At 67.8% G+C, this 25,150-nt stretch carries 29 protein-coding genes; 10 read left to right on the plus strand and 19 right to left on the minus strand.

Translation table 11 applies throughout. The annotated features are described in order from the left end of the window. Window positions 1-7 precede the first annotated feature (7 nt). Together mftB and mftA are read right to left on the minus strand one after the other, a co-directional pair. Entirely contained in the window at window positions 8-316 is a 309-nt protein-coding gene (mftB, locus tag H7J06_RS01705; protein WP_264036396.1) for a mycofactocin biosynthesis chaperone MftB, read from the minus strand. A 2-nt stretch (window positions 317-318) separates the two neighbouring features. Further along, on the minus strand, window positions 319-414 hold the full coding sequence (gene mftA / locus H7J06_RS01710; protein ID WP_264036399.1) for a mycofactocin precursor MftA: 96 nt from the start codon (window positions 412-414) through the stop codon (window positions 319-321). 92 nt (window positions 415-506) lie between these two features. Here mftA and mftR point away from each other — a divergent pair, with 92 nt between their 5' ends. The 3 genes from mftR to H7J06_RS01725 all read left to right on the plus strand — a co-directional run bounded on the left by mftR (window position 507) and on the right by H7J06_RS01725 (window position 2,997). Further along, window positions 507-1,109, plus strand: coding sequence for a mycofactocin system transcriptional regulator MftR (gene mftR / locus H7J06_RS01715; protein ID WP_264036402.1), 603 nt, complete (start codon window positions 507-509; stop codon window positions 1,107-1,109). A 98-nt stretch (window positions 1,110-1,207) separates the two neighbouring features. Next, window positions 1,208-1,726: an RNA polymerase sigma factor gene (locus H7J06_RS01720; RefSeq protein ID WP_264036404.1), complete on the plus strand. Its 519-nt coding sequence runs from the start codon at window positions 1,208-1,210 to the stop codon at window positions 1,724-1,726. After that, window positions 1,723-2,997, plus strand: coding sequence for a VOC family protein (locus tag H7J06_RS01725; protein WP_264036406.1), 1,275 nt, complete (start codon window positions 1,723-1,725; stop codon window positions 2,995-2,997). The genes H7J06_RS01720 and H7J06_RS01725 overlap by 4 nt, the downstream gene beginning before the upstream one ends. A gap of 48 nt (window positions 2,998-3,045) precedes the next feature. On the opposite strand, the gene H7J06_RS01730 is transcribed toward H7J06_RS01725, so the two are convergent. Both H7J06_RS01730 and H7J06_RS01735 read right to left on the minus strand, forming a co-directional pair. Further along, a complete protein-coding gene (locus tag H7J06_RS01730; protein WP_264036409.1) occupies window positions 3,046-4,260 on the minus strand; it encodes an NAD(P)/FAD-dependent oxidoreductase in 1,215 nt (404 codons plus the stop codon). A 19-nt stretch (window positions 4,261-4,279) separates the two neighbouring features. Then, the gene (locus tag H7J06_RS01735; RefSeq protein WP_264036411.1) at window positions 4,280-4,726 is read right to left on the minus strand and encodes an Rv2324 family transcriptional regulator; all 447 of its coding nucleotides are present in this window, start codon (window positions 4,724-4,726) and stop codon (window positions 4,280-4,282) included. 123 nt (window positions 4,727-4,849) lie between these two features. On the opposite strand from H7J06_RS01735, the gene ddaH reads away from it, so the two are divergent. The 4 genes from ddaH to H7J06_RS01755 all read left to right on the plus strand — a co-directional run bounded on the left by ddaH (window position 4,850) and on the right by H7J06_RS01755 (window position 9,448). Then, entirely contained in the window at window positions 4,850-5,713 is an 864-nt protein-coding gene (ddaH, locus tag H7J06_RS01740) for a dimethylargininase (RefSeq protein WP_264036413.1), read from the plus strand. Window positions 5,714-5,730: 17 nt separating this feature from the next. Then, window positions 5,731-6,975 (plus strand): ornithine--oxo-acid transaminase, encoded by a 1,245-nt coding sequence (gene rocD, locus H7J06_RS01745; protein ID WP_264036604.1) that lies wholly within the window; start codon window positions 5,731-5,733, stop codon window positions 6,973-6,975. Window positions 6,976-6,994: 19 nt separating this feature from the next. Beyond that, the gene (locus tag H7J06_RS01750; RefSeq protein ID WP_264036415.1) at window positions 6,995-8,500 is read left to right on the plus strand and encodes an amino acid permease; all 1,506 of its coding nucleotides are present in this window, start codon (window positions 6,995-6,997) and stop codon (window positions 8,498-8,500) included. Between the two features lie 66 nt (window positions 8,501-8,566). Then, window positions 8,567-9,448 (plus strand): universal stress protein, encoded by an 882-nt coding sequence (locus H7J06_RS01755; RefSeq protein ID WP_264036417.1) that lies wholly within the window; start codon window positions 8,567-8,569, stop codon window positions 9,446-9,448. 30 nt (window positions 9,449-9,478) lie between these two features. On the opposite strand, the gene H7J06_RS01760 is transcribed toward H7J06_RS01755, so the two are convergent. From H7J06_RS01760 to H7J06_RS01805, 10 genes are all read right to left on the minus strand, one after another. After that, window positions 9,479-10,324, minus strand: coding sequence for a mycofactocin-coupled SDR family oxidoreductase (locus H7J06_RS01760; protein ID WP_264036420.1), 846 nt, complete (start codon window positions 10,322-10,324; stop codon window positions 9,479-9,481). Between the two features lie 96 nt (window positions 10,325-10,420). Beyond that, a complete protein-coding gene (locus H7J06_RS01765) occupies window positions 10,421-11,257 on the minus strand; it encodes an SHOCT domain-containing protein (protein ID WP_264036422.1) in 837 nt (278 codons plus the stop codon). 41 nt (window positions 11,258-11,298) lie between these two features. Beyond that, window positions 11,299-12,027 carry a PP2C family protein-serine/threonine phosphatase gene (locus tag H7J06_RS01770; protein WP_264036424.1) on the minus strand — a complete coding sequence of 243 codons (729 nt, stop codon included), beginning with the start codon at window positions 12,025-12,027 and terminating at the stop codon, window positions 11,299-11,301. A gap of 251 nt (window positions 12,028-12,278) precedes the next feature. Continuing rightward, window positions 12,279-13,469, minus strand: coding sequence for an elongation factor Tu (gene tuf, locus H7J06_RS01775; RefSeq protein ID WP_264036425.1), 1,191 nt, complete (start codon window positions 13,467-13,469; stop codon window positions 12,279-12,281). Between the two features lie 81 nt (window positions 13,470-13,550). Further along, a complete protein-coding gene (gene fusA / locus H7J06_RS01780) occupies window positions 13,551-15,653 on the minus strand; it encodes an elongation factor G (protein ID WP_264036427.1) in 2,103 nt (700 codons plus the stop codon). Window positions 15,654-15,731: 78 nt separating this feature from the next. Beyond that, entirely contained in the window at window positions 15,732-16,202 is a 471-nt protein-coding gene (rpsG, locus tag H7J06_RS01785; protein WP_149480312.1) for a 30S ribosomal protein S7, read from the minus strand. Continuing rightward, entirely contained in the window at window positions 16,202-16,576 is a 375-nt protein-coding gene (gene rpsL, locus H7J06_RS01790) for a 30S ribosomal protein S12 (protein ID WP_056557336.1), read from the minus strand. Before rpsL ends, rpsG begins: the two co-directional genes overlap by 1 nt. A gap of 330 nt (window positions 16,577-16,906) precedes the next feature. After that, window positions 16,907-17,518: a TetR/AcrR family transcriptional regulator gene (locus tag H7J06_RS01795; RefSeq protein ID WP_264036431.1), complete on the minus strand. Its 612-nt coding sequence runs from the start codon at window positions 17,516-17,518 to the stop codon at window positions 16,907-16,909. 88 nt (window positions 17,519-17,606) lie between these two features. Then, window positions 17,607-18,119, minus strand: a complete 513-nt coding sequence (locus H7J06_RS01800) for a DUF3558 domain-containing protein (protein ID WP_264036433.1) — start codon at window positions 18,117-18,119, stop codon at window positions 17,607-17,609. Continuing rightward, window positions 18,116-18,655 carry a DUF3558 domain-containing protein gene (locus tag H7J06_RS01805; protein WP_264036435.1) on the minus strand — a complete coding sequence of 180 codons (540 nt, stop codon included), beginning with the start codon at window positions 18,653-18,655 and terminating at the stop codon, window positions 18,116-18,118. Before H7J06_RS01805 ends, H7J06_RS01800 begins: the two co-directional genes overlap by 4 nt. 149 nt (window positions 18,656-18,804) lie before the next feature. Here H7J06_RS01805 and H7J06_RS01810 point away from each other — a divergent pair, with 149 nt between their 5' ends. Next, window positions 18,805-19,143: a DUF3060 domain-containing protein gene (locus tag H7J06_RS01810; protein ID WP_264036606.1), complete on the plus strand. Its 339-nt coding sequence runs from the start codon at window positions 18,805-18,807 to the stop codon at window positions 19,141-19,143. A 2-nt stretch (window positions 19,144-19,145) separates the two neighbouring features. Further along, window positions 19,146-19,550 (plus strand): DUF3060 domain-containing protein, encoded by a 405-nt coding sequence (locus H7J06_RS01815; protein ID WP_264036437.1) that lies wholly within the window; start codon window positions 19,146-19,148, stop codon window positions 19,548-19,550. On the opposite strand, the gene H7J06_RS01820 is transcribed toward H7J06_RS01815, so the two are convergent. From H7J06_RS01820 to H7J06_RS01835, 4 genes are all read right to left on the minus strand, one after another. Next, window positions 19,551-20,324 (minus strand): crotonase/enoyl-CoA hydratase family protein, encoded by a 774-nt coding sequence (locus H7J06_RS01820; protein ID WP_264036439.1) that lies wholly within the window; start codon window positions 20,322-20,324, stop codon window positions 19,551-19,553. After that, entirely contained in the window at window positions 20,321-21,043 is a 723-nt protein-coding gene (locus tag H7J06_RS01825; RefSeq protein ID WP_264036608.1) for a PaaX family transcriptional regulator C-terminal domain-containing protein, read from the minus strand. Before H7J06_RS01825 ends, H7J06_RS01820 begins: the two co-directional genes overlap by 4 nt. A 2-nt stretch (window positions 21,044-21,045) precedes the next feature. Beyond that, window positions 21,046-21,984, minus strand: a complete 939-nt coding sequence (locus tag H7J06_RS01830) for a crotonase/enoyl-CoA hydratase family protein (RefSeq protein WP_264036441.1) — start codon at window positions 21,982-21,984, stop codon at window positions 21,046-21,048. Window positions 21,985-22,069: 85 nt separating this feature from the next. Continuing rightward, the gene (locus tag H7J06_RS01835) at window positions 22,070-23,698 is read right to left on the minus strand and encodes an acyl-CoA dehydrogenase family protein (protein WP_264036443.1); all 1,629 of its coding nucleotides are present in this window, start codon (window positions 23,696-23,698) and stop codon (window positions 22,070-22,072) included. A 72-nt stretch (window positions 23,699-23,770) separates the two neighbouring features. Between H7J06_RS01835 and H7J06_RS01840 the strand changes: the two genes are divergently transcribed. Next, window positions 23,771-24,112 (plus strand): cupin domain-containing protein, encoded by a 342-nt coding sequence (locus tag H7J06_RS01840; RefSeq protein WP_264036446.1) that lies wholly within the window; start codon window positions 23,771-23,773, stop codon window positions 24,110-24,112. Here the strand turns inward: H7J06_RS01840 and H7J06_RS01845 are convergent. Beyond that, the gene (locus H7J06_RS01845; protein WP_264036610.1) at window positions 24,083-25,135 is read right to left on the minus strand and encodes a phosphatase PAP2 family protein; all 1,053 of its coding nucleotides are present in this window, start codon (window positions 25,133-25,135) and stop codon (window positions 24,083-24,085) included. The genes H7J06_RS01840 and H7J06_RS01845 overlap by 30 nt on opposite strands. Between the last annotated feature and the right edge of the window lie 15 nt (window positions 25,136-25,150).

Consider the following 25,150-nt stretch of genomic DNA (forward strand, 5'->3'; position numbering starts at 1 on the left):
TCGTGGCTCATGCGTTCTCCTCGCGGACCAGCATCTTGGATGTGACCAGCACGCCGAGGGCGTGCAGGTAGGGCGCCAACCCGGCGTCGTCGACGCCGGCTGCCCGGCAGGCCGACCTGGCGTCGGGGTGAGCGTCGAGCGAGTTGACCACCTCGACGATCGTGGTGTTCTTCAGGAACGAAAGCTTGCGCGTCCCAAAGTGATAAAGCAGGGCGCCAAAAGGCTCGGGCCGCACCGCCACCTGGGGGTGCAGCCGCCACCGGACGTCGGGGTCGAACACCGGAACGTCCGTCGGCGCCTCCGTCGAAGCAACCACCGTCAGTAGACGCCGCACATGCCGTCGATCGAGACCTCTTCGACGAGGCTCTCGGTGACGAGTACGGGTTCGGTCTCGGTCTGCTGAGTCGGCTCCATGGCTTCGCCTTTCGGTGGGAGTGGGTCTCGACAAATGTGATCGAGATCGCAAGAATATGGCATCGAGTGCCGAAACGGAAGGGCCGATCTCGATGAGTCGTGAAACCGCGGGCCGCGTGGGCAGACGCAGGTCGACCACCGGGGACCACATCACCGACGTCGCACTCGAGCTGTTTGCCAGCCGCGGCTTCGACGCGGTCAGCGTCGACGACGTGGCCCGCGCAGCCGGCATCGCCCGTCGCACCCTGTTCCGCTACTACCCCACCAAGAACGCCATCCCGTGGGGCGACTTCGACGCGCACCTCGACCACATGCGCGAGCTGCTCGACGCGGTGCCCGCCGACGCGCCCACCACCGTCGCGCTGCGGTCGGCTCTGTTGGCGTTCAACGACTTCGACGAGGCGGAGACCGCCCATCACCGCCAACGGATGCGCGTCATCCTCGAGACCGACGCACTGCAGGCGCATTCGATGACGATGTACGCGGGGTGGCGGGCCGTCGTCGCCGAGTTCGTCGCCCGCCGCCTCGGCCTGACGGTCGGCGACCTAATCCCCCAAACCACCGCATGGACGATGCTTGGGGTCGCACTGTCGGCCTACGAACACTGGCTCGCCGACACCTCGGTGTCACTGCAACGCTCGCTCGGCGACGCCTTCGACACCGTCAACGCCGGCCTTGCGGCCCTCGACCCCTAGCCTCCCCCGCGATTCGTGCACGTTCACCGGCGCTCACCGTGTGCACGAATCACGAGAATGAGCGTCGGAGTTCGGGCCGCAACGGCGACGATGAGGGTGTGAGAGCCGAATCGCAGGCCCAGGACGCGCCCCGTGCGCTGCTTGCGCTCTACGACGAGGCCCTGCCCGCGGTCTACGGGTACTTCATCCGACGCTGCGGTGACCGCGGCGTGGCCGAGGACCTGACGTCGGAGACGTTCCTGGCGGCGATGGACGCCGCGAGGCGCGACTCGCCACCGCCGATGACGGTCGCGTGGTTGATCGGCGTCGCCCGGCACAAGCTGGCCGACCACTACCGGCGACGGCACGACAGGTTCACCGTCCCGGTGGCCGAGGTGCCCGAGCCGGTCGACCCCGCCGACGACTGGGACGCCGAACTCGACCGCATCGTGGCCGAGAGCGTCTTGGCCAGACTGCCCGAACACCACCGGGTGGTGCTGGCCCTGCGATACCTGGACGACCGGTCGGTGCCCGAGTGCGCCGAGCTGATCGGCCGCACGGTGCATGCCACCGAAGCCCTGCTGGTGCGGGCCCGCCGCGCCTTCAAGTCGAACTATCCGGAAGGGGGTGCGCCATGACCGACGACCACGATCCGCTGACCGTGCTGCGTGGCGACGACCTTCCGGTGCCCCCCGATCCGGCCTTCGCGGTCCGCCTGCGTGCCCGCCTGGAATCGGCTCTCTCCCTGCCCAATCGAACCGAAGGAGTCACCATGAGCGGCACCGACACCGCCATCGCCGAGCTGACCGCCCTAGCGCCCGTCGCACCCCGACCCGCCGCGCTGCCGTACCTCGCCGTCGCCGGCGCCCGCGACGCCATCGCGTGGTACGCCGACGCCTTCGGTGCCGTCCCGGTGGGCGATCCAATCGTGATGGACGACGGCCGGATCGGGCACGCCGAACTCGCGATCGACGGCGGTGTGCTGTACCTGGCCGACGAATTCCCCGAGCTGGGCTTGAAGGCCCCAGCGCCGCAATCGGTCTCGGTGAGCCTGATGCTGCACGTCGCCGACACCGACGCCGCGCTGGCGCGCGCACGCGACCGCGGCGCCCACGTCGAACGCGAGACCTACGAGGGCCACGGCTCCCGCAACGCCACCGTCGTCGACCCCTTCGGTCACCGGTGGATGTTGAGCGGACCCGTCACCGGAGCGGTGAGTCCGATCCGCCACGGCGACATCGGCTACGTGTCGGTGTGGACGCAGGACCCCGAGCGGTCGGCGGCCTTCTACGGTCACGTGCTGGGCTGGCGGTACGACGCCGCATCCCGCCGGGTCACCAACACCGACCGGCCCGTCGGCATCGTCGCCATGTCCGGCCCGCCGACGTTGTTCTGCTGCTACGCGGTGACCGACGTGGCTGCCGCGCGGCAGGCGATCTTGGACGCCGGCGGCGAGGCCGGCACGGTCTCGCAGACCCCCCACGGGCCGACGGTCGACGCAACCGATCCGTCCGGCACGGCGTTCGCGGTGTACCAGCCCGCCGGTGACGATCCACGGCCGGCGCTGAATGGCACAGGCCCAGGCGAACTCTCGTACGTCACCTTCCAGGTGGCCGACTCGACGAGCTTCCGTAGCTTCTACGGCCGGGTGTTGGGGTGGAGCTTCGAACCCGGCCGGATCGAGGACGGGTGGGAACCCCGGTCGGTGCATCCGATGGTCGGCGTCGCGGGTGGCAGCACCGAGCCGGCGACCGTGCCGATGTGGACCGTCGCCGACGTCGAGTCCGCGGTGACGCGGGTCCGGGAAGCCGGTGGCACCGTCCTCGAGGAGCCGACCGCGCAGTCCTACGGCATGTCGGCGCTGTGCACCGACGACCAGGGGGTGCGCTTCTACCTCGGCCAGCACTAGCGATTTCGGCGTGATCGGTCGCGCCCAGCGCGACCGATCACGCCAAAATCACGTGAGGACGTCGGCGATGGGGGCGCCCGCGGCGATCTTGGCGCGGGCCTTCATCACCTTGCCCGGCATGCCGCCGCCCACCACGCCGACGACCGCGCCGTCCCGTTCGTAATAGGCCAGGAACTTGCGGCCGTCGTCGGCGACGAGGTGCACCACGTCGTCGGCCTCCGGCTCGCCGAGACACTGGATCTTGACGTCGTACTGGTCGCTCCAGAAGTAGGGCACGGTCACCGCGGACGTGGGCTCGACACCGAGCATCGCGGGCACGATCGCGCGGGCCTGTTCGGCGACGTTGCTCCAATGCTCAACGCGCACTTGTTGTCCCAGAGCATCCCGCCAGGAAGCGACGTCTCCGATCGCCCATACCTTCGGTGCGCTGGTGCGGCCGGCGACGTCACAAATCACGCCGTTGTCCACGGCGACCCCGCTGCCCTGCAGCCAGTCGGTCGAGGGCCGGGACCCGACGCCGACCACGACGACGTCGGCGTCGAGCTCGGTGCCATCCGACAGCACGACCTTCTCCACGTGGCCGGTGCCCTTTATCTCGGTGACTCCAATACCGCACCGCACGTCCACGCCCTCGGACCGGTGCAGCCGCTCGACCAGTCGACCGATCTGCTCGCCGAGCACCGAGGCCAACGGCGTGGGCTGCGGCTCGACGAGCACGACGTGGACGCCGAGAGCACGCAGGCTCGCCGCGACCTCGCACCCGATGAACCCGGCGCCGATGACGACGGCGTTGCGGGCCGAGCCGGCGTGTTCGCGCAGGGCCAGACTCTCGCCGAGGGTCCGCAGCACGCGGACGCCCTCGAGGTCGGGGAACGACGGAATCCTCTTGGGCACCAATCCCGTTGCGATGACCAGTTCGTCGTAGGACACGACCTCGCCGCTGGCCAGGGTGACCGTCTGGGCCGCGGTGTCCAGGCTCGTCGCGCCCGATCCGAGCCGGACGGCGATGTCCTTCTCCTCGTAGAACGCGGCGGGCTTGAGTGTGACGTCGTCGGTCTCGGCGCGCAGCACCTCCTTCGACAGCGGTGGCCGGTCGTAGGGCAGGTGGTCTTCGTCGCTGATGAGGGTGATCGGGCCGGTGTATTCGGCACGGCGCAGCTGTTCGGCGGTGCGCAGCGCGGCGAGTCCGCCACCGACGATGACGATGCCCCCAGTAGTAGTCACGGGGCTTTTCTTACACGATGGGCCGGTTCGGTAGTGCATCACCCATGGGCGGCCGGGGTCAGACGGGCGCCCGCTCGATGATGTTGGACAGCACGACGATGCTTTCGCTGCGCTCGATGTCGGCGCTCGCCCGGATGCGTTCCAGGGCTTCCTCGAGGTGGCGCATGTCGCGCGCCAGCACGTGCAGGATGGCGTCTGCCGTGCCCGTGACGGTGGCGGCGCTCACCACCTCGGGAATGCCTATCCACGCCTGGCGAAGCTCCGCCGGTGCGATCGTGCCGTGACAGAACACCTGCACGTAAGCCTCGGTGTTCCAACCGATTGCGTTGCGGTCGACGACGGTGGTGAAGCTGCGGATCACCCCGTCGTCGAGCATCCGGTCGACGCGTCGCTTCACCGCGGGAGCGGACAAGTTCACCCGCTGCCCGATCTCGGCGAAGGTCGCGCGGGCGTGGTCGGCCAACTCCGCCAGGATGCGTTCATCGGTCTGGTCCAGCCGGTCCACGGCGCCTCGCCTTCACTCGAAACAACGGATCGTTGCAATTCTAGCTTTGACACAACGAAGTGTGCACCAATACGCAATGAGTGGCGATTGATTGCGCAGGAGGTCCGCCATATCGTCTCTTTCATGACGATCGCAGATTTCGCCGGTAGTCCGGCGTCCGGCGTCGCCCCCGCGACGCCCCGAGTCCGCACGCCACGACTACGGCGTTACGCCATGACCGCACCGACCTTCTTCGCCGTGGAGTACGCGATCAACCCGTGGATGGACACGTCGACCCCCGTCGACGCTGCCCTGGCGGTCCGCCAGTGGGATCAGCTGCGCTCGACCTACCGCACGCTGGGGCACACCGTCGAGACGGTCGAACCCGTGGCGGGGCTGCCCGACATGGTCTACGCCGCCAACGGCGGACTGGTCGTCGACGGCACCGCGATCGTCGCGCGCTTCGCCTACCCTCAGCGCGCCGGCGAGGCCGCCGCCTACGCCGACTGGATGAGCAGCCGCGGATTCGAGCCGCACCGGACCCACCACGTCAACGAGGGCCAGGGCGACCTGCTGGTCGTCGGCTCGACGATCCTGGCTGGCTACGGCTTTCGCACCGACCACCGCGCCCACGCCGAAGTCGCCGACCTCACCGGCCTGCCCGTCGTCAGCCTGGAATTGGTCGACCCACGCTTCTATCACCTCGACACCGCGCTCGCGGTGCTCGACGACACCACGGTCGCGTACTACCCGCCCGCCTTCTCCGACGACGCCCGCACGACGTTGCGGCGCCTGTTCCCCGACGCCCTCGAGGTGGCCTCGTCCGATGCCTACGTCCTGGGCCTCAACGTCGTCTCCGACGGTAAGCACGTCGTGCTGCCTGCCAACGCCACCGGCTTCGCCGACCAGATCGCCGACATCGGCTTCGAACCGATCGGCGTCGACCTGTCCGAGTTGTTCAAGGGTGGCGGATCCGTCAAATGCTGCACGCTGGAGGTGTACTCGTGACCATTCTGGAGACCGTCATGACCGAACCGGGAGCGCTCACCGAGGCGGCGATCGCGCTCGACGACCACTACGCGGCGCACAACTACTCGCCGCTTCCCGTCGTCGCCGCGTCCGCCGAGGGGGCCTGGATCACCGACGTCGAGGGCCGCCGCTACCTGGACTGCCTGGCCGCGTACTCGGCGGTCAACTTCGGTCACCGCAACCCCGAGGTGGTCGCGACGGCGCACGCCCAGCTCGACACCGTCACCCTGGTCAGCCGGGCATTTCACTCCGACCGGCTCGGACCGTTCTGCGCCGCACTCGCCGAGCTGTGCGGCAAGGACATGGTGCTGCCGATGAACAGCGGGGCCGAGGCCGTCGAGAGCGGGCTCAAGGTGGCCCGCAAGTGGGGCACCGACGTCAAGGGCGTGCCCACCGATCAGTCCAACATCATCGTGGCGCACAACAACTTCCACGGTCGCACCACCACCATCATCAGCTTCTCCGACGACGAGACCGCCCGCCGCGGCTTCGGGCCGTACACGCCGGGCTTCCGCGCCGTGCCCTTCGGTGACGCCGACGCCCTGGCCGCCGCGATCGACGAGCACACCGTCGCGGTGCTGTTGGAGCCCATCCAGGGCGAGGCGGGCATCATCGTGCCGGCCGACGACTACCTGCCGCGGGTCCGCGCGCTGTGCACCGAACGCAACGTCCTGATGATCGCCGACGAGATTCAGGCCGGTCTGGCCCGCACGGGTCGCACCTTCGCGTGCGACCACTGGGGCGTCGTGCCCGACGTCTACCTTCTCGGCAAGGCCCTCGGCGGCGGCGTCGTCCCGCTGTCGGCGGTCGTGGCCAACCGCGACGTGCTCGGCGTGCTGCACCCCGGCGAGCACGGCTCGACGTTCGGCGGTAATCCGTTGGCCACTGCCATCGGCACCACCGTGGTGGCGATGCTCGCCCGCGGCGAATATCAGTCGCGCTCGGCCGAACTCGGCCAGCGTCTGCACGCTCGGCTGCGCGGCCTCGTCGGCCACGGCGTGCTGGCCGTCCGTGGCATGGGGCTGTGGGCGGGCGTCGACGTGGACCCGCGGATCGGCACCGGGAAGTCCGTCAGCTTGCGGTTGGCCGCACTCGGTGTTCTCGTAAAGGACACGCACGGTTCAACCCTGAGGTTCGCCCCGCCCATCGTCATCACGGAGGAGGAGATCGACTGGGCCGTCGACCAGTTCGCCACCGTTCTGACCGACGCCCTCGCATCACCAACGGCCACCACCGCTTGACGCCTGCCGAGGAGGCACCATGGCATCACCTTCACCGACGGTTAGCTTGACCGAACAGATGCTGCGGCGCCGCCCCATTGCGGGTGCACCCGTCGCGCATGGTGCCTCCCAGGAACTCAAACGCACCATCGGCGTCTTCCAGCTGACCATGTTCGGCGTGGGCGCCACCGTCGGCACCGGCATCTTCTTCGTCCTGTCCGAGGCGGTCCCCGAGGCGGGACCGGCCGTGCTCCTGTCGTTCGTGCTGGCCGGTGTCGCCGCCGGCCTGGCTGCCATCTGCTACGCCGAAATGGCCTCGGCGGTACCGGTTTCCGGGTCGACGTACTCCTACGCCTACACGACGCTCGGTGAATTCGTCGCCATGGGCGTGGCAGCCTGTCTGCTGCTGGAGTACGGGGTGTCGACCGCCGCGGTCGCCGTCGGCTGGAGCCAATACCTGAACAAGTTGCTGCAGAACCTCTTCGGCGTCAGCCTGCCGCACGCGATCACGGCGGCGCCGTGGGACGACGACCCCGGGATCGTCAACCTGCCCGCCATCGTCCTCGTCGTGATGTGCATGCTGCTGCTGATCCGTGGCGCCTCGGAGTCGGCCCGGGCCAACACCATCATGGTGCTCATCAAGCTCGGCGTGCTGGCGATGTTCTCCGTCATCGCGTTCACCGGCTTCACCACCGACCACTTCGCCAACTTCGCACCGATGGGCACCGCGGCCGTCGGGCTCGCGGCCGGCACCATCTTCTTCTCCTACATCGGCCTCGACGCCGTCTCGACCGCGGGCGACGAAGTAAAGGATCCGCAGAAGACCATGCCGCGCGCCATCATCGCCGCGCTGCTGATCGTCACCGGTATCTACCTCCTGGTGACGTTCGCCGCGTTGGGCGCCCAGGACTGGACGGGCTTCGAGGGCCAGGAAGCCGGGCTCGCGCAGATCCTCGACGACGTCACCGGGCTGAGCGTCTGGAGCACCGTGCTCGCGGCAGGCGCGGTCATCTCGATCTTCTCGGTCACCCTCGTCACGATGTACGGCCAGACCCGCATCCTGTTCGCGATGGGCCGCGACGGGCTGCTGCCGTCGATGTTCGCCAAAGTCAACCCGAAGAGCATGACGCCGGTGAACAACACCATCGTCGTGGCGATCGTGGTGTCGATCCTGGCCGGTTTCGTCCCCCTGGACAAGCTCGCCGACATGGTGTCGATCGGCACCCTGACCGCGTTCATCGTGGTGTCCCTCGGCGTGATCATCCTGCGGCGCCGCGAGCCCGATCTGCCCCGCGGGTTCAAGGTCCCGCTGTACCCGGTGACGCCTGTCCTCTCGATCCTGGCGTGCGGCTACATCCTGTACAGCCTGCATTGGTACACGTGGATCGCGTTCAGCGCCTGGGTGCTGGTCGTCTGGGGGTATTACCTGCTCTGGGGTCGACACCACAGCGCGCTCAACGACGGCGGGGACGGCGCGATCGCGACGGCGGGCTCCGGGGTGGACGACGTTCAGATCGTGGCGCCGAGGGACAAGGACGGCGCATGACTTTCCGGCGAGAAGCGAAGGCGGACCGCGCATGACTTCCCAGCGAGAAGCGAAGGCGGACCGCGCATGACCGTCGTCGTCGGCTACCTGGCCGGCAAGGCCGGGACGTCCGCGCTCAACCTCGGGGTGGAGGCGGCGCGAACCCTCAAGACGTCACTGTCGGTCGTCACCGTGGTGCCCAAGCCGTGGACCACGCCGTCGCCGGCGCGCATCGACGCCGAGTACGCGCAGTACGCCGACAAACTGGCCGCCGACGCGGCGACTCAGGCCAAGGAGTGCATCTCGGCGCTCGACGACACCCTCGAGGTCAGCTTCCACAAGTACGCGCACCGGTCCGCGCCCGGCGGCTTGCTGCAGGCGGTCGCGGACTTGAAGGCCGAAGCGCTGGTGCTGGGTTCGGCGTCGGACGGAAGCCTGGGGCAGGTCGTGGTCGGGTCGACGGCCGACCGCCTGCTGCACTCGTCACCGGTGCCGCTGGCCATCTGCCCGCGCGGCTATCGCGGCTCCAAGTCGCACGGGGTGACCCGGATTACCGCGGCCTATCCCGGTACCGCCGACTCGTTGCACGTCGTGCAACGCTGCGCCGCCCTCGCCGAGCAGCTTCAGATTCCGTTGCGCGTCATCACCTTTGCGGTGCGCGGCCGCACGATGTATCCGCCGGAGGTCGGGCTGGACGCCGAGACGTCGATCCTGCAGTCCTGGGCGCTGGCGTCGCGGGAGGCGTTGGCGGCGTTGAAGACCAACGGTGTGGTCGGTGACGACGTCACGCTCCAAGTGGTGACGGGCAACGGCTGGGATCAGGCGCTGGACGCGCCGGAGTGGGACGACGGCGACCTGCTCGCCATCGGCACGTCGCCGCAGGGTCCGATCGCCCGGGTGTTCCTGGGGTCGAAGGGCACGAAGATCGTGCGCCACAGCCCTGTTCCCGTTCTGGTCCTGCCGAATTAGCCCCGGTCGCCGATCGGGAACGTCGTCAGCTCAGTACTTCATGGTGCCGCGGTCGACGGCGATCTGCGATCCGGAGATGGTGGCCGACGCGTCACTCGCCAGCCACGTCACCACGTCCGAAACCTCTTCGGCCGTCATGAATTCCTGTAGACCCTTCTTGCCCTCGTGGTTGACGGGGTGGAACGGCATCGGCGAGAAGCTGTGGATGTAGGTCGGGTACTTGCCGAAGATCTCCATCATCGCCTCGGGCTCGACCATCGGAGTGTCGATGGAGTACGGGTGAATCGAGTTCACCCGGATGCCGTACTCCCCCACCTCGAGTGCCAGCGAGTTGGTGATGGCGACGAGCCCGTGCTTGGACGCGGCGTAGTGGCTGTTGCCCGGGGTGGCCTTGAGTCCGGCCGACGAGCTGACGACGATGATCGATCCGCCGTTGCCCGCCTCGATCATGGCGGGCACGGTGGCTCGGATGGTGCGCCACGTGCCGTTGAGGTTGACGTCGATGACGCTGTCCCACTGCTCTTCCGACATTTCGAACATCCGGCCCCAGCTGAGTACGCCGGCGTTGGCCACGACGACGTCGAGCCGGCCGAACTGTTCGATCGTGTCGGCGACCACCTGCTGCTGGGCGGCGAGGTCGCGGACGTCGACTTCGCGGGCGAGCACCTTGCGGCCCGTCGCCTCGACGGCGCTGGCGGTCTCGGCGAGGTCCTCCGACGTGGCGGGCGGATAGGTGATTGTGTCCGACACGGGCCCACACACGTCGACGGCGACGATGTCGGCGCCTTCGTTGGCCAGGCGGACGGCGTGAGCCCGACCCTGACCGCGTGCCGCGCCGGTGACGAATGCGATGCGTCCCTCGAGTGTCAATGCCATCAACCGACCCTTCGTCGACCATTCACGGTGCCAGGTGCAGGCTAGCAGCCAAACTGGAACGTGTTCTAGAACGGGTCAGAGTTCGGCGATGATCTGCTACCGCTTGGTGGTGTACTCCGATTCGGAGATGGTGCCCATGGCACGCAGGGTCTCCAGTTCCTGCAGGCGCTGCGCGGTCGACGGCGGGGGCGGCGCCGGTGGCACGTAGGGCGCGGCCGGGTCGACCGGTGGAGTGGCCATGTGCGCCGCGGGGGGAACCCGTTGCGCGGCGGCCCGCCTGACCACGTTCATCACCTGCTGGCGGACCACCGGGTTCGAGCGAATGTCGATGGTGCCGTTCATCGGCACCCCGTTGGACTTGAGGATCTGCATGATCTCCATCAGCGGTCCTGCCTGACCGGACAGGTCGTAGGTGCGGTCCCCGTCCTCGGCGAGCGTGAACTCGGCGGGCATCATGCCACCCACCAAAGCGCTTCGGTTCCAGTCGATCTGGTACTCGTTGGTGGCGGGGTCGACGAGCACCACCAACTTTCGGCCGGTGATGAGAGGGAGTCGCGTCACCGAGGCGATGACCTTGTCCTTGACGTCGAAGGGGCGCAACCCCGGTCCCTCGACGTGTAGCCCGATCGTCACCAGCGGTTGGTCGTTGATCCGGGTGCCGGTCTCCCCGATGGCCGTGACCTGGGCGAGCGCCAATACCCCGTTGGCTTCCAGCATTTGGGTCTTCGCTGCTGACCGGGCACCATAACTGGCCAGCGCGATGGCGACCAGCACGTCGACCGCGGTGATCAGCAGACCGGTCCAGAACATCCACCGCATGGAATCGGCGAACATGCCCCGGCCGATCGTGAAGTACACCCCGAGGAAGATCGGGCCGACGATCCCGCCGCACAGCAGCACCAAGAGCTGCGCCTTCACGTATCGCCCCACCATCGCCACCCCTCGTCTCGGCTGGGCCGTTTCGTGGGGTCAGACTAGCTCGCGGAGGGCAGTTCCGGAATCTCGACGATGAGGAAGGAGAAGTTGTCGTGGGCGCCGTTGCGACGGGTGGTTTCGATGATGGTGGCGGCCAACTCGTCGAGGTCGGGCTCCTTGACGGCCTCCCGCAGCTCCTCGGGTGACATCACCCCGCTGACCCCGTCCGAACACAGCAGATACGTCCCCGCCTCGAGCGGACGCACCTCAAGGTGTGGCTGCACCGGCGGGATCTGGCCGAGCGACTGGGTGATGATGTTCGTCGGCCGCCCGTTCGTGTCGAACACCGAGTCGTCGATCGAGATTTGAGACAGCACACCGTCGGTGATCGAGAAGACCGGGCTGTCACCGACGTTGAAGATGACGACGCCCTCGTCGAGCAGGCACAGGCCGGCAACCGTCGTCCCCAGTCCCTGCAGGTCGGCGTCCACTCCGACCGCACGCACCTGCTCGCTGGTCTCGACGAGGGTGTCGGCGATGTCGGCCGAGGTGCGCCAGTCCACCGACCGCTCGGAGATGACCGTCAAGGCCACCCGGCTGGCCAGATCGCCTCCCGCATGGCCGCCCATGCCGTCGGCAACGGCACACGTGAACGGTGCGGTGGGTGCGAAATCCATTGTGACGAGCGATCCTTCGCGCGTCTGGCTGAGCCATCCGGCGACCAGGATGGCATCTTCGTTGCGTTTGCGCACCAGACCGAGATCGGTGAACGCACGCACGTTGATCACGGACAACCCGCACCACCCTTTGTCGATTGACCAGCTCAGTCCGCTCATCGTGCCAGACCACGGGGAAATCGCAGCACATGCCACGACCTCTGGGGCGAGCGAAGCGACGGGGACGGGCTTCTGGGGCGAGCGAAGCGACGGGGACGGGCTTCTGGGGCGAGCGGAGCGACGGGGACGAACATGCGCAGGGTGCGAACACGAAAGCGGCGCCCACCCTTTCGGATGAGCGCCGCTTTGCGACTAGATTCAGATCACTTGATGATCTTGGTAACGCGTCCTGCGCCGACGGTCTTGCCGCCCTCGCGGATCGCGAACCGCAGACCCTCGTCCATCGCGACCGGCTGGATCAGCTTGACGGCGATGTCGACGTTGTCGCCGGGCATGACGATGTCGGTGCCCTCGGGGAGGGTGACGACGCCCGTCACGTCCGTGGTGCGGAAGTAGAACTGCGGACGGTAGTTCGACAGGAACGGCTTGTGACGGCCGCCTTCTTCCTTGGACAGGATGTAGACGCTGCCCTCGAACTCGGTGTGCGGCGTGGTGGTGCCGGGCTTGACCACGACCTGGCCACGCTCGACGTCCTCACGCTTGACGCCACGGACCAGCAGGCCGACGTTGTCGCCCGCCATGCCCTGATCCAGCAGCTTGCGGAACATCTCGACACCGGTGACGGTGGTCTTGGTGACCGTCGGACGGATGCCGACGATCTCGACCTCTTCGTTGACGTTGATCACGCCACGCTCGACACGACCGGTGACGACGGTGCCACGACCGGTGATCGTGAAGACGTCCTCGACGGGCATGAGGAAGGGCTTGTCGGTCTCACGGACCGGGTCCGGGATCGACTCGTCGACGGCGTCCATGAGGTCCTCGACGGACTTGACCCACTTCTCGTCGCCTTCGAGCGCCTTGAGAGCCGAGACCTGGATGACCGGGGCTTCCTCGTCGAAGTCCTGGGCGGCCAGCAGTTCGCGGACCTCCATTTCGACGAGCTCGAGGAGCTCCTCGTCTTCGACCATGTCGGCCTTGTTCAGCGCGACCAGGATGTAGGGCACGCCGACCTGACGGGCGAGCAGCACGTGCTCCTTCGTCTGGGGCATGGGGCCGTCGGTCGCGGCGACCACGAGGATCGCACCGTCCATCTGGGCGGCACCGGTGATCATGTTCTTGATGTAGTCAGCGTGACCGGGGGCGTCGACGTGTGCGTAGTGACGCTTCTCGGTCTGGTACTCAACATGCGAGATGTTGATGGTGATGCCGCGCTCGCGCTCTTCGGGTGCATTGTCGATCTGATCGAATGCGCGCGATTCGTTCAACGCCGGGTACTTGTCGTGCAGAACCTTGGTGATTGCTGCAGTCAACGTGGTCTTGCCGTGGTCAACGTGACCGATGGTCCCGATGTTGACGTGCGGCTTGGTCCGCTCGAACTTCGCCTTCGCCACTTCTGTGTCCTCCTGGACTTCGATGATGCTTGGTAAATGGTGTAGCTGTTTTCAGTTGTGTGGTCGCCGCGAGGCTACCGGTTACTGACCGGTCGCCTTCGCGATGATCTCCTTCGACACGTTCGCCGGAACTTCGGCGTACGAGTCGAACACCATGGAGTAGTTCGCCCGGCCCTGGGTCTTCGACCGAAGGTCTCCGACGTAACCGAACATCTCCGACAGTGGCACAGTAGCCCGCACGACGCGGGCCCCACTGCGCTCCTCCATGGCTTGAATCTGACCACGGCGGGAGTTGAGGTCGCCGATCACTTCACCCATGTAGTCCTCGGGCGTGGTGACCTCGACGGCCATGACGGGCTCGAGAATGGTCGGCTGTGCTTGCGCCGCAGCCTTCTTCAGCACCTGGGAGCCGGCGATCTTGAACGCCATCTCGGAGGAGTCGACGTCGTGGTATGCGCCGTCGAGCAGGATCAGCTTGACGTTCACCAGCGGGTAGCCCGCCAGCACGCCGTACTGCATGGCGTCCTGCGCACCGGCGTCGACCGACGGAATGTACTCGCGCGGGATGCGACCGCCGCTGACCTTGTTCTCGAACTCGTAGGTCGCGCCGTCTTCACCGGTGAAGGGCTCGATGCTGACGAGCACCTTGGCGAACTGGCCGGAGCCACCCGTCTGCTTCTTGTGGGTGAACTCGACCTTTTCGACCTTGCGCTTGATGGTCTCCTTGTAGGCGACCTGCGGCTTGCCGACGTTGGCCTCGACCTTGAACTCGCGACGCATGCGGTCGACCAGGATGTCGAGGTGAAGCTCGCCCATGCCGCCGATGACGGTCTGGCCGGTCTCGTTGTCCTGGTGGACCTTGAACGTCGGGTCTTCCTCGGCCAGCTTCTGAATGGCCAGGGACAGCTTTTCCTGGTCACTCTTCGTCTTGGGCTCGATGGCCACCTCGATCACGGGATCGGGGAAGGTCATCGACTCGAGCACGACCTGCTGCTGCGGGTCGCTCAGGGTGTCACCGGTGGTGGTGTCCTTGAGTCCGATGACCGCGTAGATGTGGCCGGCGGCGGCCGTCTCGACTGGGTTCTCCTTGTTGGAGTGCATCTGGAACAGCTTGCCCAGACGCTCCTTCTTGCCCTTGGTCGCGTTGATGACCTGGGCGCCGGAGTCGACCTTGCCGGAGTACACCCGGACGTAGGTGAGCTTGCCGAAGAACGGGTGGGTCGCAACCTTGAACGCCAGCGCCGAGAACGGCTCCGAGGTGGACGGCTTGCGGGTGACCAGTTCGTCTTCCTTGCCCGGCACGTGGCCGGTCACGGACTCGACGTCCAGGGGCGAGGGCAGGTAGTCGATGACGGCGTCGAGCATGGGCTGAACGCCCTTGTTCTTGAACGCACTGCCGCACAACACCGGGTAGATCTCGGAGTTGACGACCATCTTGCGGATCGCGCCCTTGATCTCGTCGATCGTGAGCTCTTCGCCACCGAAGTACTTCTCGAGCAGAGCCTCGTCGGTCTCGGCGACCGTCTCGAGCAGCTTGGTGCGGTACTCGTCGGCCTTCTCGGCGTATTCGGCCGGGATGTCGATGGTCTCGTAGGTCTCGCCGAGCTTGGTCTCGCCACGCCAGACCTTGGCCTTCATCTCGACCAGGTCGACGATGCCCTCGAAGCCACCCTCGGAACCGATGGGCAGCTGGATCGGCAGCGCGCGGGCGCCGAGGCGCTCCTCGATGGTGCGCACGGTGAAGTAGAAGTCCGCACCGATCTTGTCCATCTTGTTGACGAAGCAGATGCGCGGCACGTCGTACTTGTCGGCCTGACGCCAGACCTGCTCGGACTGCGGCTCAACGCCTTCCTTGCCGTCGAAGACGGCTACGGCGCCATCGAGAACCCGCAGGCTGCGCTCCACCTCGACGGTGAAGTCGACGTGCCCGGGGGTGTCGATGATGTTGATCTGGTTGCCGTCCCAGAAACAGGTGGTAGCGGCCGAGGTAATGGTGATACCCCGCTCCTGCTCCTGCTCCATCCAGTCCATCGTGGCGGCACCGTCGTGCACCTCACCGATCTTGTAGCTGATACCGGTGTAGTAGAGGATGCGCTCGGTCGTCGTCGTCTTACCGGCATCGATGTGCGCCATGATGCCGATATTGCGGACCTTGGTGAGGTCGGTGAGCACGTCCTGTGCCACGGCGTCTTCCCACTCTTTCTTGCTTGTTGGTTGTTGACGAACGGCCGGCGGGCCGAATCGATCAGCCGCCGGCGGCGATCACCAGCGGTAGTGCGCGAATGCCCGGTTTGCTTCGGCCATCTTGTGAGTGTCCTCGCGTCGCTTGACGGCGGCACCCAGGCCATTGCTCGCGTCGAGCAGTTCGTTGGCCAGACGTTCGACCATGGTCTTCTCGCGGCGTTGCTTGGAGAAACCCACCAGCCAACGCAGGGCCAGCGTGGTGGACCGCTCGGGGCGGACCTCGACGGGCACCTGGTAGGTGGCGCCACCGACGCGACGGCTGCGAACCTCGAGGGCGGGCTTCACGTTGTCGAGAGCACGCTTGAGCGTGACGACCGGATCGGTGCCGGTCTTGTCACGAGCCTGTTCGAGCGCTCCATAAACAATGCGTTCTGCGAGGGATTTCTTCCCGTCCAGCAGAACCTTGTTGACGAGCTGGGTGACCAGCTGCGAACCGTAGACCGGGTCGTTGACCAGCGGCCGCTTGGGTGCGGGCCCCTTACGCGGCATTAGCTCTTCTCCTTCTTGGCGCCGTAGCGGCTCCGTGCCTGCTTGCGGCTCTTGACGCCCTGGGTGTCGAGCGAACCGCGGATGATCTTGTAGCGCACACCGGGAAGGTCCTTCACACGGCCTCCACGAACCAGCACCATCGAGTGCTCCTGAAGGTTGTGGCCCTCGCCCGGGATGTAGGCGGTGACCTCAACCCCGGTGGTCAGCTTGACGCGCGCGACCTTTCGAAGTGCCGAGTTCGGCTTCTTCGGAGTGGTCGTGTAGACGCGGGTGCACACGCCGCGGCGCTGCGGGCTGCCCTTGAGGGCCGCGGTCTTGACCTTGGCAATCTTGTCCCGGCGACCCTTGCGGACCAGCTGGTTGATGGTTGGCATGTACCGGCTTCCTGTGTTGCTTCGAAACTGCTCTGCTGTTCAAACGGTCGGTCTCAAGTCTGTGTACTGCGGTTACGCCCTGCCGTACTACCCCGCGGCCGGGTGTGTCGCACGCGCTCGCGCACCGAATCTCGTCGATGCGTCGTGGACATGCGAATTGGCCCGGCGTGCAGGCTTGCTCGAGGGCATCACAGCCCCAAGCGCCCTATCGGCCAGGCACGATCGACCACGATACCTGTCCGCGGGGGCTCGGGTCAAAGCGCGCCGACCCCACCCCCAACCGGGGCGCGTCAACGGGTCAGCGGGGCCCTCTGCTCTTCGCGCAAGCGCTCATCGCCTCTCCATGCCGACCGCCAGCCTCAGCACCATGTCCGTGAAAACGGCGTCGGTGTCGATCGCGTCCATCACGCCCGTCATCTCCAGCAGCACGAACCCGTGCAGCGCGGACCAGAACTCCAGGGCGGCGAAGAATCCGTCCTCACCCTCCAGCCCGAAGGAGGCCAGCACCGCGATCACCGGTTCGGCCGCGGCGCGCGTCGCCGCGGTGTACTCCGGGTCGTCACCGCCCAGCGGCATCCGGGTGAAGGCCGAGTACCGGCCGGGATGGTGGTGGGCATAGCTCCGGTAGGCACTGGCCATCGCAACCACGGCGTCGTCCCTGGTCCGCCCGTCCCCGACGGTGTTGAGCATGCCGATGATGTCTTCGATGACGCGCATCCGGACCGTGCGGCGGAGGTCCTCGAGGCTGTCGACGTGGTTGTACAGCGACGGGCCCTTGGTGCCGAGTTGCATGGCGAGGGCGTTGATCGTCAGTGCGTCCCAGCCCTCGCGGTCCAGGAACGTGAGCGCGGCGTTCACGATCGCGTCGCGGCTGAGCTTGGTCGCCCTGGCCGGCTGGCGCGGCCTGCCCGTGCCGGATGTCGACTCCGACCGAGCTGCCATGGGGTTGCGTCCTTCGAATCGCCGGATGAACGTCGCGTGTCCTGCAATCGAGGACGGCGACTGACTGTAACCCGCCGCCCGGGGCGAGTCAGTTCACTCTGTCCTGGCTGAGCTGGGCGAGCGTCCCGGTGATCGAGCACAGATCGGGCAGCTTGCCGGGGTCTGCGGTCTGCACCGACCAGGTGATGACGTCGCCGCCCTTGGCGAGGTAGACGCTGCAGGCGTTGTGGTCGCTGGCCCGGAAACCCTTGTTGCCGTTGACCTCCACCTCGGTGATGGTGCGCCCCGTGTGGCGTTCCAGCGTCCGCTCGGCGTCCAGGTCGCTGCCGCGGTACCACCACGTCGAGAGGCCCATGCCCAGTTCGACGTCTCCGATGGCGGTGTTCTCCTGCCAGAAGCAGCCCGCGTCGTTGAGCACCACCCTGGTGAACAGGGTGCCGCCGGCGGCCTTCGCCACGTCGGCGTCGTCGACGCCGTTGCAGTCGGCGCTTCGGAACGTCGCCCCGGCGTTGGGTGACGGCGGTGCGGTGGTCGCCGGTATCGGCGACCCGCACGCGACGACCGCGCACCCGGCGGTCAGCAACAGCAGGACCCTGGTCACGAGTCGGCCGACAGCGTCGCCGTCAGCAGCGTCTCGGCGTCCGCGCACGCGTCACCCAGACTCTGCCGGAACTGCACCCACCACGTCAGGACGCCCGGCCCGGCAGCCGCCGTGGCCGCGCAGGCGTTTGGGGTGCTGGGCCGTTGCGCCAGAAAGGCCGGGTGCCTCACCACCGTCTTGTCCTGCAGGCGCGCACCCCGGCCGGCGGCGACGTCGCGCTCCCGGTCGACGCTGCCGCGCTCGAACCAGGTGAACACCACGTCGACGACGCCTGCGTCGGTCGACAGGACGTATTGGCACACCGCGCCGCTGAACGGCTTGACCATGGTGGCCGCACCCTGCAGCTTCCTGAGGTCCTCGTCGTGCAGCAGCCCGCAGCGGTCGTCGACGAAGCCGTAGCTGCGGTCCGGGTTGGGCACCGTGGCGTGAGCCCGTTCGGCGACACCGGCGACGGTGTGGGAGCACGCCGCCACCACCACCACGACGGCCGTCGCCGCGACGGCTGCGGTGGCGCTCCGTCGGGTCGGCGCACGCATAGTGTGCACACGCTACCCAGCAACAACGGCCGAAGTGCCGTCACCGGCAGCACCGCGCGACGTAGAGTCTGCAAATACCGATCAGGGCTGCGTCGCAAGGGGGAACCACCGTGGGCTGGAAAGCGTCGAGCACGTCGCTGGTCGTGACCATGGTCGCGGTTCTCGGGACGCTGATGGTGGCCGCACCCGCCGCCCAGGCGAAGAACGGTGACACCCACATCACCGGGCAGGGCGTGGTGCAGACCCTCGATTGCAACGACTCCGCGCTCATCGTGGTGGGCACCGGCAACAACATCACCGCGGTCGGCACGTGCTGGGGCGTCTCCGTCCAGGGCTCGGCCAACGTGGTCGTGGTGGACAACGTCGTCAACGACATCACCGTCTACGGGTTCGACCAGACGGTCCTCTACCACCAGGGCGAGCCGTTGGTCTGGGATCGCGGTCGCGAATTGGGCATGACCAACCGCATCGATCGGGTACCCGTCTAGGCATGCGCGCGCGTTCCCTCCGACTGGCCAGTGTGATGGCGGCGGTTGCCGCGGCGGGAGTGACGGGACTGGCCGGCTGCGCCGACTCGGGGTCGCCGACGGTGACGGCGGGATCCACGGGTGTGCAGGTCGAGATCGCCAACACCATCAACTACGGCTCGGTGGGAACGACCGCCGAGATCGACTGCGCCCACGGCAAGTCGCTGACGGTGGGCGGCTCCAACAACACGCTCACGGTGAAGGGCACGTGCACCAACGTCAACGTCGGCGGCGCGGACAACAGGTTGACCTTCGACGAAATCGTCGACGCCCTCACCGTCGTGGGACTGAACAACACCGTCAGCTACGCCAACGGCCAACCAAAGGTCAACGACACCGGATCGGGCAACGCGATCAGGAAGGGCTGATCACGCCCTGGTGCCGTGCCGACCGGCGCCGTCGGCGAATCGCTTTGCCCCCGAGAGTGATTCGGCCGCCACGCGAGACATGCTGCCGAATTCGACGTCCATCGCCTCGGCCTCCGACATCCCCCACTGGCCGAGCGCGGAGAGCCGATCGGCGCGCAGGCACTGCTGCGGCAGGGCGGCCAGTTCGGCCGCGAGCGACTCGGCGGCCTGCCGCGCCTGACCGCGGGGCACGACGCGGTTGGCCAGTCCGATCGCGAACGCCTCGCTGGCGTCGACGCTGCGGCCGGTGAGGATGAGGTCCATGGCCCGGCTGTGCCCGATCAGCCTCGGCAGCCGGACGGTGCCGCCGTCGATGAGGGGCACGCCCCAGCGGCGACAGAAGACCCCGAAGACGGCGTCCTCCTCGACCACCCGAAGGTCGCACCACAGCGCGAGTTCGAGACCACCGGCCACCGCGAATCCGCTCACGGCGGCAACGACGGGCTTGGACAACGTCATCCGCGACGGCCCCATCGGCCCGGGTCCGGTGCGGTGGACGGGGTTGGCGTCGGGCGTCCCGAAGGCCTTCAGATCGGCTCCGGCGCAGAAGGTTCCGTTGTCGCCCCAGAGCACGGCGACAGCGGCCTCGTCGTCTCGATCGAACTCCTCGAAGGCGGCATGCAGGCCGGCGGCGGCGGGTCCGTTCACGGCGTTGCGCGCCTCCGGCCGATTCATGACCACCGTCGTGACGGGTCCGTTGCGTTCCACCCGAACGCCGCCTGGATAGTCGGTCACGTTGCCTCCATCAGTGTCGTGTCGTCGCGTCGTGCCGCCAGTTCGGCGGCGAAGTCGTGATAGGCCTGACGCAGCGCGGCGCCCGGCCAGTCCTCGGGTAGCAGGTCAGTCGGCAGCACCGGGTCCGACAGCAGATGACGGACCGTGGCCGCGGCGGTCACGAACCGGGCCGGGACGTCCTCGGCGTCGGACAGCTCGGCGAGCAGACGGTGCCCGGCGGCCACCCAGGTGGGCAGGTCCCAGAGTGCGGCGACCAGGTCGGCCGGGTCGTCGTCGCGGGCACGCAGCACCCGCACCCGGGTCCGCACCTCGTCGGCCAACTGGACGTCGAGGTTCGCCGGACGCATCCACACCCCCTCCCGCAATTCGCCGAACCTACTGCGGTGCAACGTGTTTCGCAAGGATGCCCGGGTACGCGCATCGATGCCGACGCTGGTGATCACCAGCGTCGTCCACGTCCCGTCCCATCGGCGGAGCTTGGGGTCCAGGGCGTCGTCCTGACGCCGTTGCCGGGCGAGCAACCGGTCCGAGAGTCGGTAACCGTCGGCGGAGCGCACCAGGTCACCTGCGCCGACCATCCGCGTCAGAGCCACCCGCAGCGTCGACTCCCGAATGCCAAAGTCCTCGGTGAGGGTGATCAATTCGGCCGCCGACGCCCAAGCCGGGTGGGCGCCGAGCAGCACGCTCAGCACGACGGACCTGGCCGTCAGCCGGGTCAGCACTAGACCCCCGAGGTCGTGCGGCCCGCGTCGCCGAACGGCTCGTCGCGGGACTTCACCGCGTCGCGGAAGCCACGCGCAGTGGCCTCGGCGACGAAGGCGTGCCCCTCGGGCGTGTGCCGCGCGACCCCGTCGAACACCGTGCTGACCATGCTGCTCGTGGCGACGCCCTGGTTGAACAGCGCCGTGTTCAACGCGAGCTTGGCCATGATGAGCTGGTTGACCGGCATCGCCGCGATGCGGGCGACGAGGCGCTCGGTTCGTTCGTCGAGGTCCTCGGGTTGAGGTGCCTCGACGGCGAGTCCCCACTCGGCGGCCTGGGCGCCGCTGATGCAATCACCGGTGAACAGAAGGCGTTTCGCGCGCTGGTCGCCGAGGCGGTGCGCCCACAGACCCGCGGCGGGGACGCCCCAGACGCGCATCGGCGGGTAGCCGATCTTCGCGTCGGCCGCGGCGATCACCTGATCGGCATGCAGTGCGATGTCGGTGCCACCGGCCACGCAGTAGCCGTGAATCTTGACCACCGTCGGCTTGTCGGCGTGCATCAGGCTGGCGAACCCGCGGACGAAGCGGCTCATCATCTGGTAGTCGACCATCGGGTCCCACGGCTGGTCAGGCAGATGGTTGACCGCCTGGGTCTTGCCGTCGAGCACCGTGCCCTTGTAGCCGCCAGTGCCGCCCGCCGACGACGTTCGGTCGGCGTAGGCCGACAGGTCGAAGCCGGAGCAGAAGCCCGCGCCGCGGCCGGAGATCAGCATGACGTGGACGTTGGGGTCGAGGTCGGCCCGCTCGACCAACGCCGACAGTTCCAGCGGGGTGTCGGCGACGATGGCGTTGCCCTTGTCGGGACGGTTGAACGTGATTCGGGCGACCCGGTCGGTGACCTCGTAGGTCATCGTCTTGAGGTTGTCGAAGTCGACCGGCCTGATCGCGTGCGTCATGCCTGCACTCCCATGCGCGAGCAGACATGGAGGGCCCTCAATGGGGGCATTTCAGGGCCTTTGATGTCTGCTTGGCGGGGGTGAGTCATCCCTTGACCATGGCACGCTCGATGATCGGCGCCAGGTCCAGGCCCGTCGGCAGGGTGCCGAACGCCCCGCCCCACTGGCCCCCCAGCCGGCTGGCCAGGAACGCCTCGGCCACGGCCGGGTGTCCGTGGCGCACCAGCAGCGAGCCCTGCAGGGCAAGCGAGATGTCCTCGGCGATCTTGCGGCCGCGGTACTGAATGGTCTCCAGATCGCCGAGCTCGGCGCGCAACGACGTCACGTGTGCGTCCAGCCGGGGGTCGTGGCCCGTCGTGCGACTCAGTTCGTCGAACAGCACCTCGACGCACTCGGGACGGGTTGCCATGGCGCGCAACGTGTCCAGCGCGCTGACGTTGCCCGATCCTTCCCAGATGCCCATCAGTGGCGCCTCCCGATACAGCCGGGGCATGCCCGACTCCTCGACGTAGCCGTTGCCGCCGAGGCATTCCATGGCCTCCGCCGCGTGCGGGGTGGCGCGCTTGCAGACCCAGTACTTGCCTGCGGCGAGACCGATGCGACGCAGCAACGTCTCGCGCTCGTCGCCACGGGTGGCCGCGTCGGTGGCGCCCGCCATCCGCATCGCCAGCATGGTGGCGGCTTCGGCCTCGACGGCGAGGTCGGCGAGCACGTTGCGCATCAGCGGTTGGTCGATTAGATACGCGCCGAACGCCTTTCGGTGCTGGGCGTGGTGAATGGCCCGCGTCAAGCCGGTGCGCATGCTGGTCGCGCTGCCTAGCGTGCAGTCCAACCGGGTCAGGTTGACCATCTCGATGATGGTCGGCACCCCGCGACCCTCCTCGCCGACCAGCCAGGCGGTGGCGCCGTCGTACTCGACCTCGCTGGAGGCGTTGGCGTGGTTGCCGAGCTTGTCCTTGAGGCGCTGCAAGAACATTCGGTTGCGCGAGCCGTCGGGCAGGATCCGCGGCAGGAAGAAGCAGCTCAAACCGTTCGGCGCCTGCGCCAGCACCAGGAAGACGTCCGACATCGGGGCGGAGGTGAACCACTTGTGACCCCGCAGCGAGTACGTGCCGTCGCCGTTCGGGGTCGCCTCGGTGGTACCCGCGCGGACGTCGGAGCCGCCCTGCTTCTCCGTCATCGACATGCCGGCGGTGAGGCCGGCCTTGGTGGTGGGCACCTTCAGCTCGGGGTCGTAGGCGCGGCTGGTGAGCAGCGGTTCGTAGAGCGCGGAGAGCTCGGGGTTGTGCCGCAGGGCGGGCACGACGGCGTAGGTCATCGAGATGGGGCAGACGTGCCCCGCCTCCGGCGTCCACACCGACGTCTTGGCGGCGCGCACCACATGCGCACCCGGCCGGTCGTCGGCCCAGGGTGCCGCGTGCAGGCCGTGACCGATCGCGACCGTCATCAGTTGGTGGTAGGCGGGGTCGTATTCGACCTCGTCGACGCGGTGGCCGTAGCGGTCGTGGGTCCTCAGAATCGGCTGATGCCGGTCGGCCAGCTCGCCCCACCGCTGGGCCTGACTGCCGCCGGCGAGCGCACCGAGTTCGAAGACCTCGTCGGCACCCCACTGACCGCCCTCCCGAACGAGGGCCTCGGCGAGTACGGGTGACGTCGCGGGGTTGTAGTCCTCCAGCGTCGGGACCTGGTTCGTGACGACGTGCGTGTCTGACATGCCACCCACTGTTACATCTTCTCGACAACCGCACAAGGTTCGTAATGATCGTCGACCCCTCATACTGAGCCCATGAAGCCCAACTCCGTCGTGCACGCCGCGACGCTCGAACTCGACCACGAACCGGTCCCCGCCGAGCAGTCCGTGCGCGGCGGCCCGACGACGGGCGCCACCGCCGTCGACGACTTCGGCGGCCTTGAAGTCGGAGTGTGGGAAATGACGCCCGGCGTCATGAACGACGTCGAGACCGATGAGGTGTTCGTCGTGATCTCGGGCGCGGCGACGGTCGAATTCGCCGGCGGCGCCGACGCGTTGGAGCTGGGCCCCGGCGACGTGGTCCGGTTGGCCGCCGGCGCCGAGACGGTGTGGACCGTGACCGAGACCCTACGGAAGGTCTATCTCACCGGCAGCTGAGCGGCGCGCCCGCCGTCGGGCCTCGTACCGGTGCAGGGCCACCACCACGACCGCGGCGAGCACCCACCCGAGGAGGACGTCGACGACGTAGTGCTCGGCGGTGTACACCAGCGTGAACGCCATGACCAGTGGATAGGCGACCAGCAGGGGCCGCCACCGGCGGCCGACCCGGGGCCACAGAAACGCCGACACCGCGGCCGTCAGCGCCGCGTGCAGCGACGGGATCGCGGCGACCAGGTTGACGCTGGCCTGCCCCTGATCCAAGAGCGCACTCGCGGTGTGCAGGTGCATGTTGTCCCAACCCCGACCGACGATGCGCTCCACCCAGGAGTTTGCGCCGTCGTGGTGGGGCGTCACGCTTCCCAGCAGACCGCCGTCGGGGACGCCCCGGGCGGAGCCGAACATGCATTGCGGGTTGGACGGTCCGGCGGCGACGTCGTCGGGCGTGCACCTGGCCGCCGCCCACGGCGGCGCGGCGGGCAGCAGCGCGTAGATGGTCAACCCGGCGAACGACAATCCGACGAACAACCGGACGAAGGCCTTCCACTCCTCGCGGTTACGCAGCCACAGCACCGCCGCCACGGCATACGGCAGGATGAAGAACGACATGTAGACGGTGCTGATGACGACTTCCCACCCCGGCGGCTGCGGCAGCTTCAACCGCTCCTGGAGCCAGACCGTCGGCATCACGCCGGAGAACAGCCAACGGTCCGCGTCGGCCTGCCAGTGCCACAGGGTGGGTCGGCCGATCAGCGTGGCCGCTCCCCTGCTGAAGTCGTAGGCCACCAGCACCAGCGCGAACGGCAGCCAGTCCCGGACGACGTAGAGGACGCGACGGCCCTGGCCGATGCTCGCGGCCGCGAGGCCGGTGCAGATGTAGAGCAGCAGCAACTCGCGGTTGAACGCGAAGCCGCGGGTGACGGTGAGGTACACCATGGCGCAGACCCACACCGCCACCCCGAGCCGACGCGCAATGCGGAGTCGTCGGTCCCAGACGCCGGACGCCGCGTGGGCACGCGCCAGGACCTCGGGGGACGA

It is taken from the genome of Mycolicibacterium hodleri (assembly GCF_025822245.1).
Classification (GTDB): Bacteria; Actinomycetota; Actinomycetes; order Mycobacteriales; family Mycobacteriaceae; genus Mycobacterium; species Mycobacterium hodleri.

Coding starts and splice junctions, on each gene's coding strand:
- H7J06_RS01730 (WP_264036409.1), bottom strand. CDS start 4,260: ATGCACTACCGAACCGGCCCATCGTGTAAGAAAAGCCCCGTGACTACT.
- H7J06_RS01840 (WP_264036446.1), top strand. CDS start 23,771: ATGAAGCCCAACTCCGTCGTGCACGCCGCGACGCTCGAACTCGACCAC.
- H7J06_RS01725 (WP_264036406.1), top strand. CDS start 1,723: ATGACCGACGACCACGATCCGCTGACCGTGCTGCGTGGCGACGACCTT.
- H7J06_RS01835 (WP_264036443.1), bottom strand. CDS start 23,698: ATGTCAGACACGCACGTCGTCACGAACCAGGTCCCGACGCTGGAGGAC.
- rocD (WP_264036604.1), top strand. CDS start 5,731: ATGACCGAACCGGGAGCGCTCACCGAGGCGGCGATCGCGCTCGACGAC.
- H7J06_RS01805 (WP_264036435.1), bottom strand. CDS start 18,655: ATGCGTGCGCCGACCCGACGGAGCGCCACCGCAGCCGTCGCGGCGACG.
- H7J06_RS01815 (WP_264036437.1), top strand. CDS start 19,146: ATGCGCGCGCGTTCCCTCCGACTGGCCAGTGTGATGGCGGCGGTTGCC.
- H7J06_RS01810 (WP_264036606.1), top strand. CDS start 18,805: ATGGTCGCGGTTCTCGGGACGCTGATGGTGGCCGCACCCGCCGCCCAG.
- ddaH (WP_264036413.1), top strand. CDS start 4,850: ATGACGATCGCAGATTTCGCCGGTAGTCCGGCGTCCGGCGTCGCCCCC.
- H7J06_RS01760 (WP_264036420.1), bottom strand. CDS start 10,324: ATGGCATTGACACTCGAGGGACGCATCGCATTCGTCACCGGCGCGGCA.
- H7J06_RS01765 (WP_264036422.1), bottom strand. CDS start 11,257: ATGGTGGGGCGATACGTGAAGGCGCAGCTCTTGGTGCTGCTGTGCGGC.
- H7J06_RS01795 (WP_264036431.1), bottom strand. CDS start 17,518: ATGGCAGCTCGGTCGGAGTCGACATCCGGCACGGGCAGGCCGCGCCAG.
- H7J06_RS01755 (WP_264036417.1), top strand. CDS start 8,567: ATGACCGTCGTCGTCGGCTACCTGGCCGGCAAGGCCGGGACGTCCGCG.
- mftA (WP_264036399.1), bottom strand. CDS start 414: ATGGAGCCGACTCAGCAGACCGAGACCGAACCCGTACTCGTCACCGAG.
- H7J06_RS01750 (WP_264036415.1), top strand. CDS start 6,995: ATGGCATCACCTTCACCGACGGTTAGCTTGACCGAACAGATGCTGCGG.
- rpsG (WP_149480312.1), bottom strand. CDS start 16,202: ATGCCGCGTAAGGGGCCCGCACCCAAGCGGCCGCTGGTCAACGACCCG.
- mftR (WP_264036402.1), top strand. CDS start 507: ATGAGTCGTGAAACCGCGGGCCGCGTGGGCAGACGCAGGTCGACCACC.
- H7J06_RS01830 (WP_264036441.1), bottom strand. CDS start 21,984: ATGACGCACGCGATCAGGCCGGTCGACTTCGACAACCTCAAGACGATG.
- rpsL (WP_056557336.1), bottom strand. CDS start 16,576: ATGCCAACCATCAACCAGCTGGTCCGCAAGGGTCGCCGGGACAAGATT.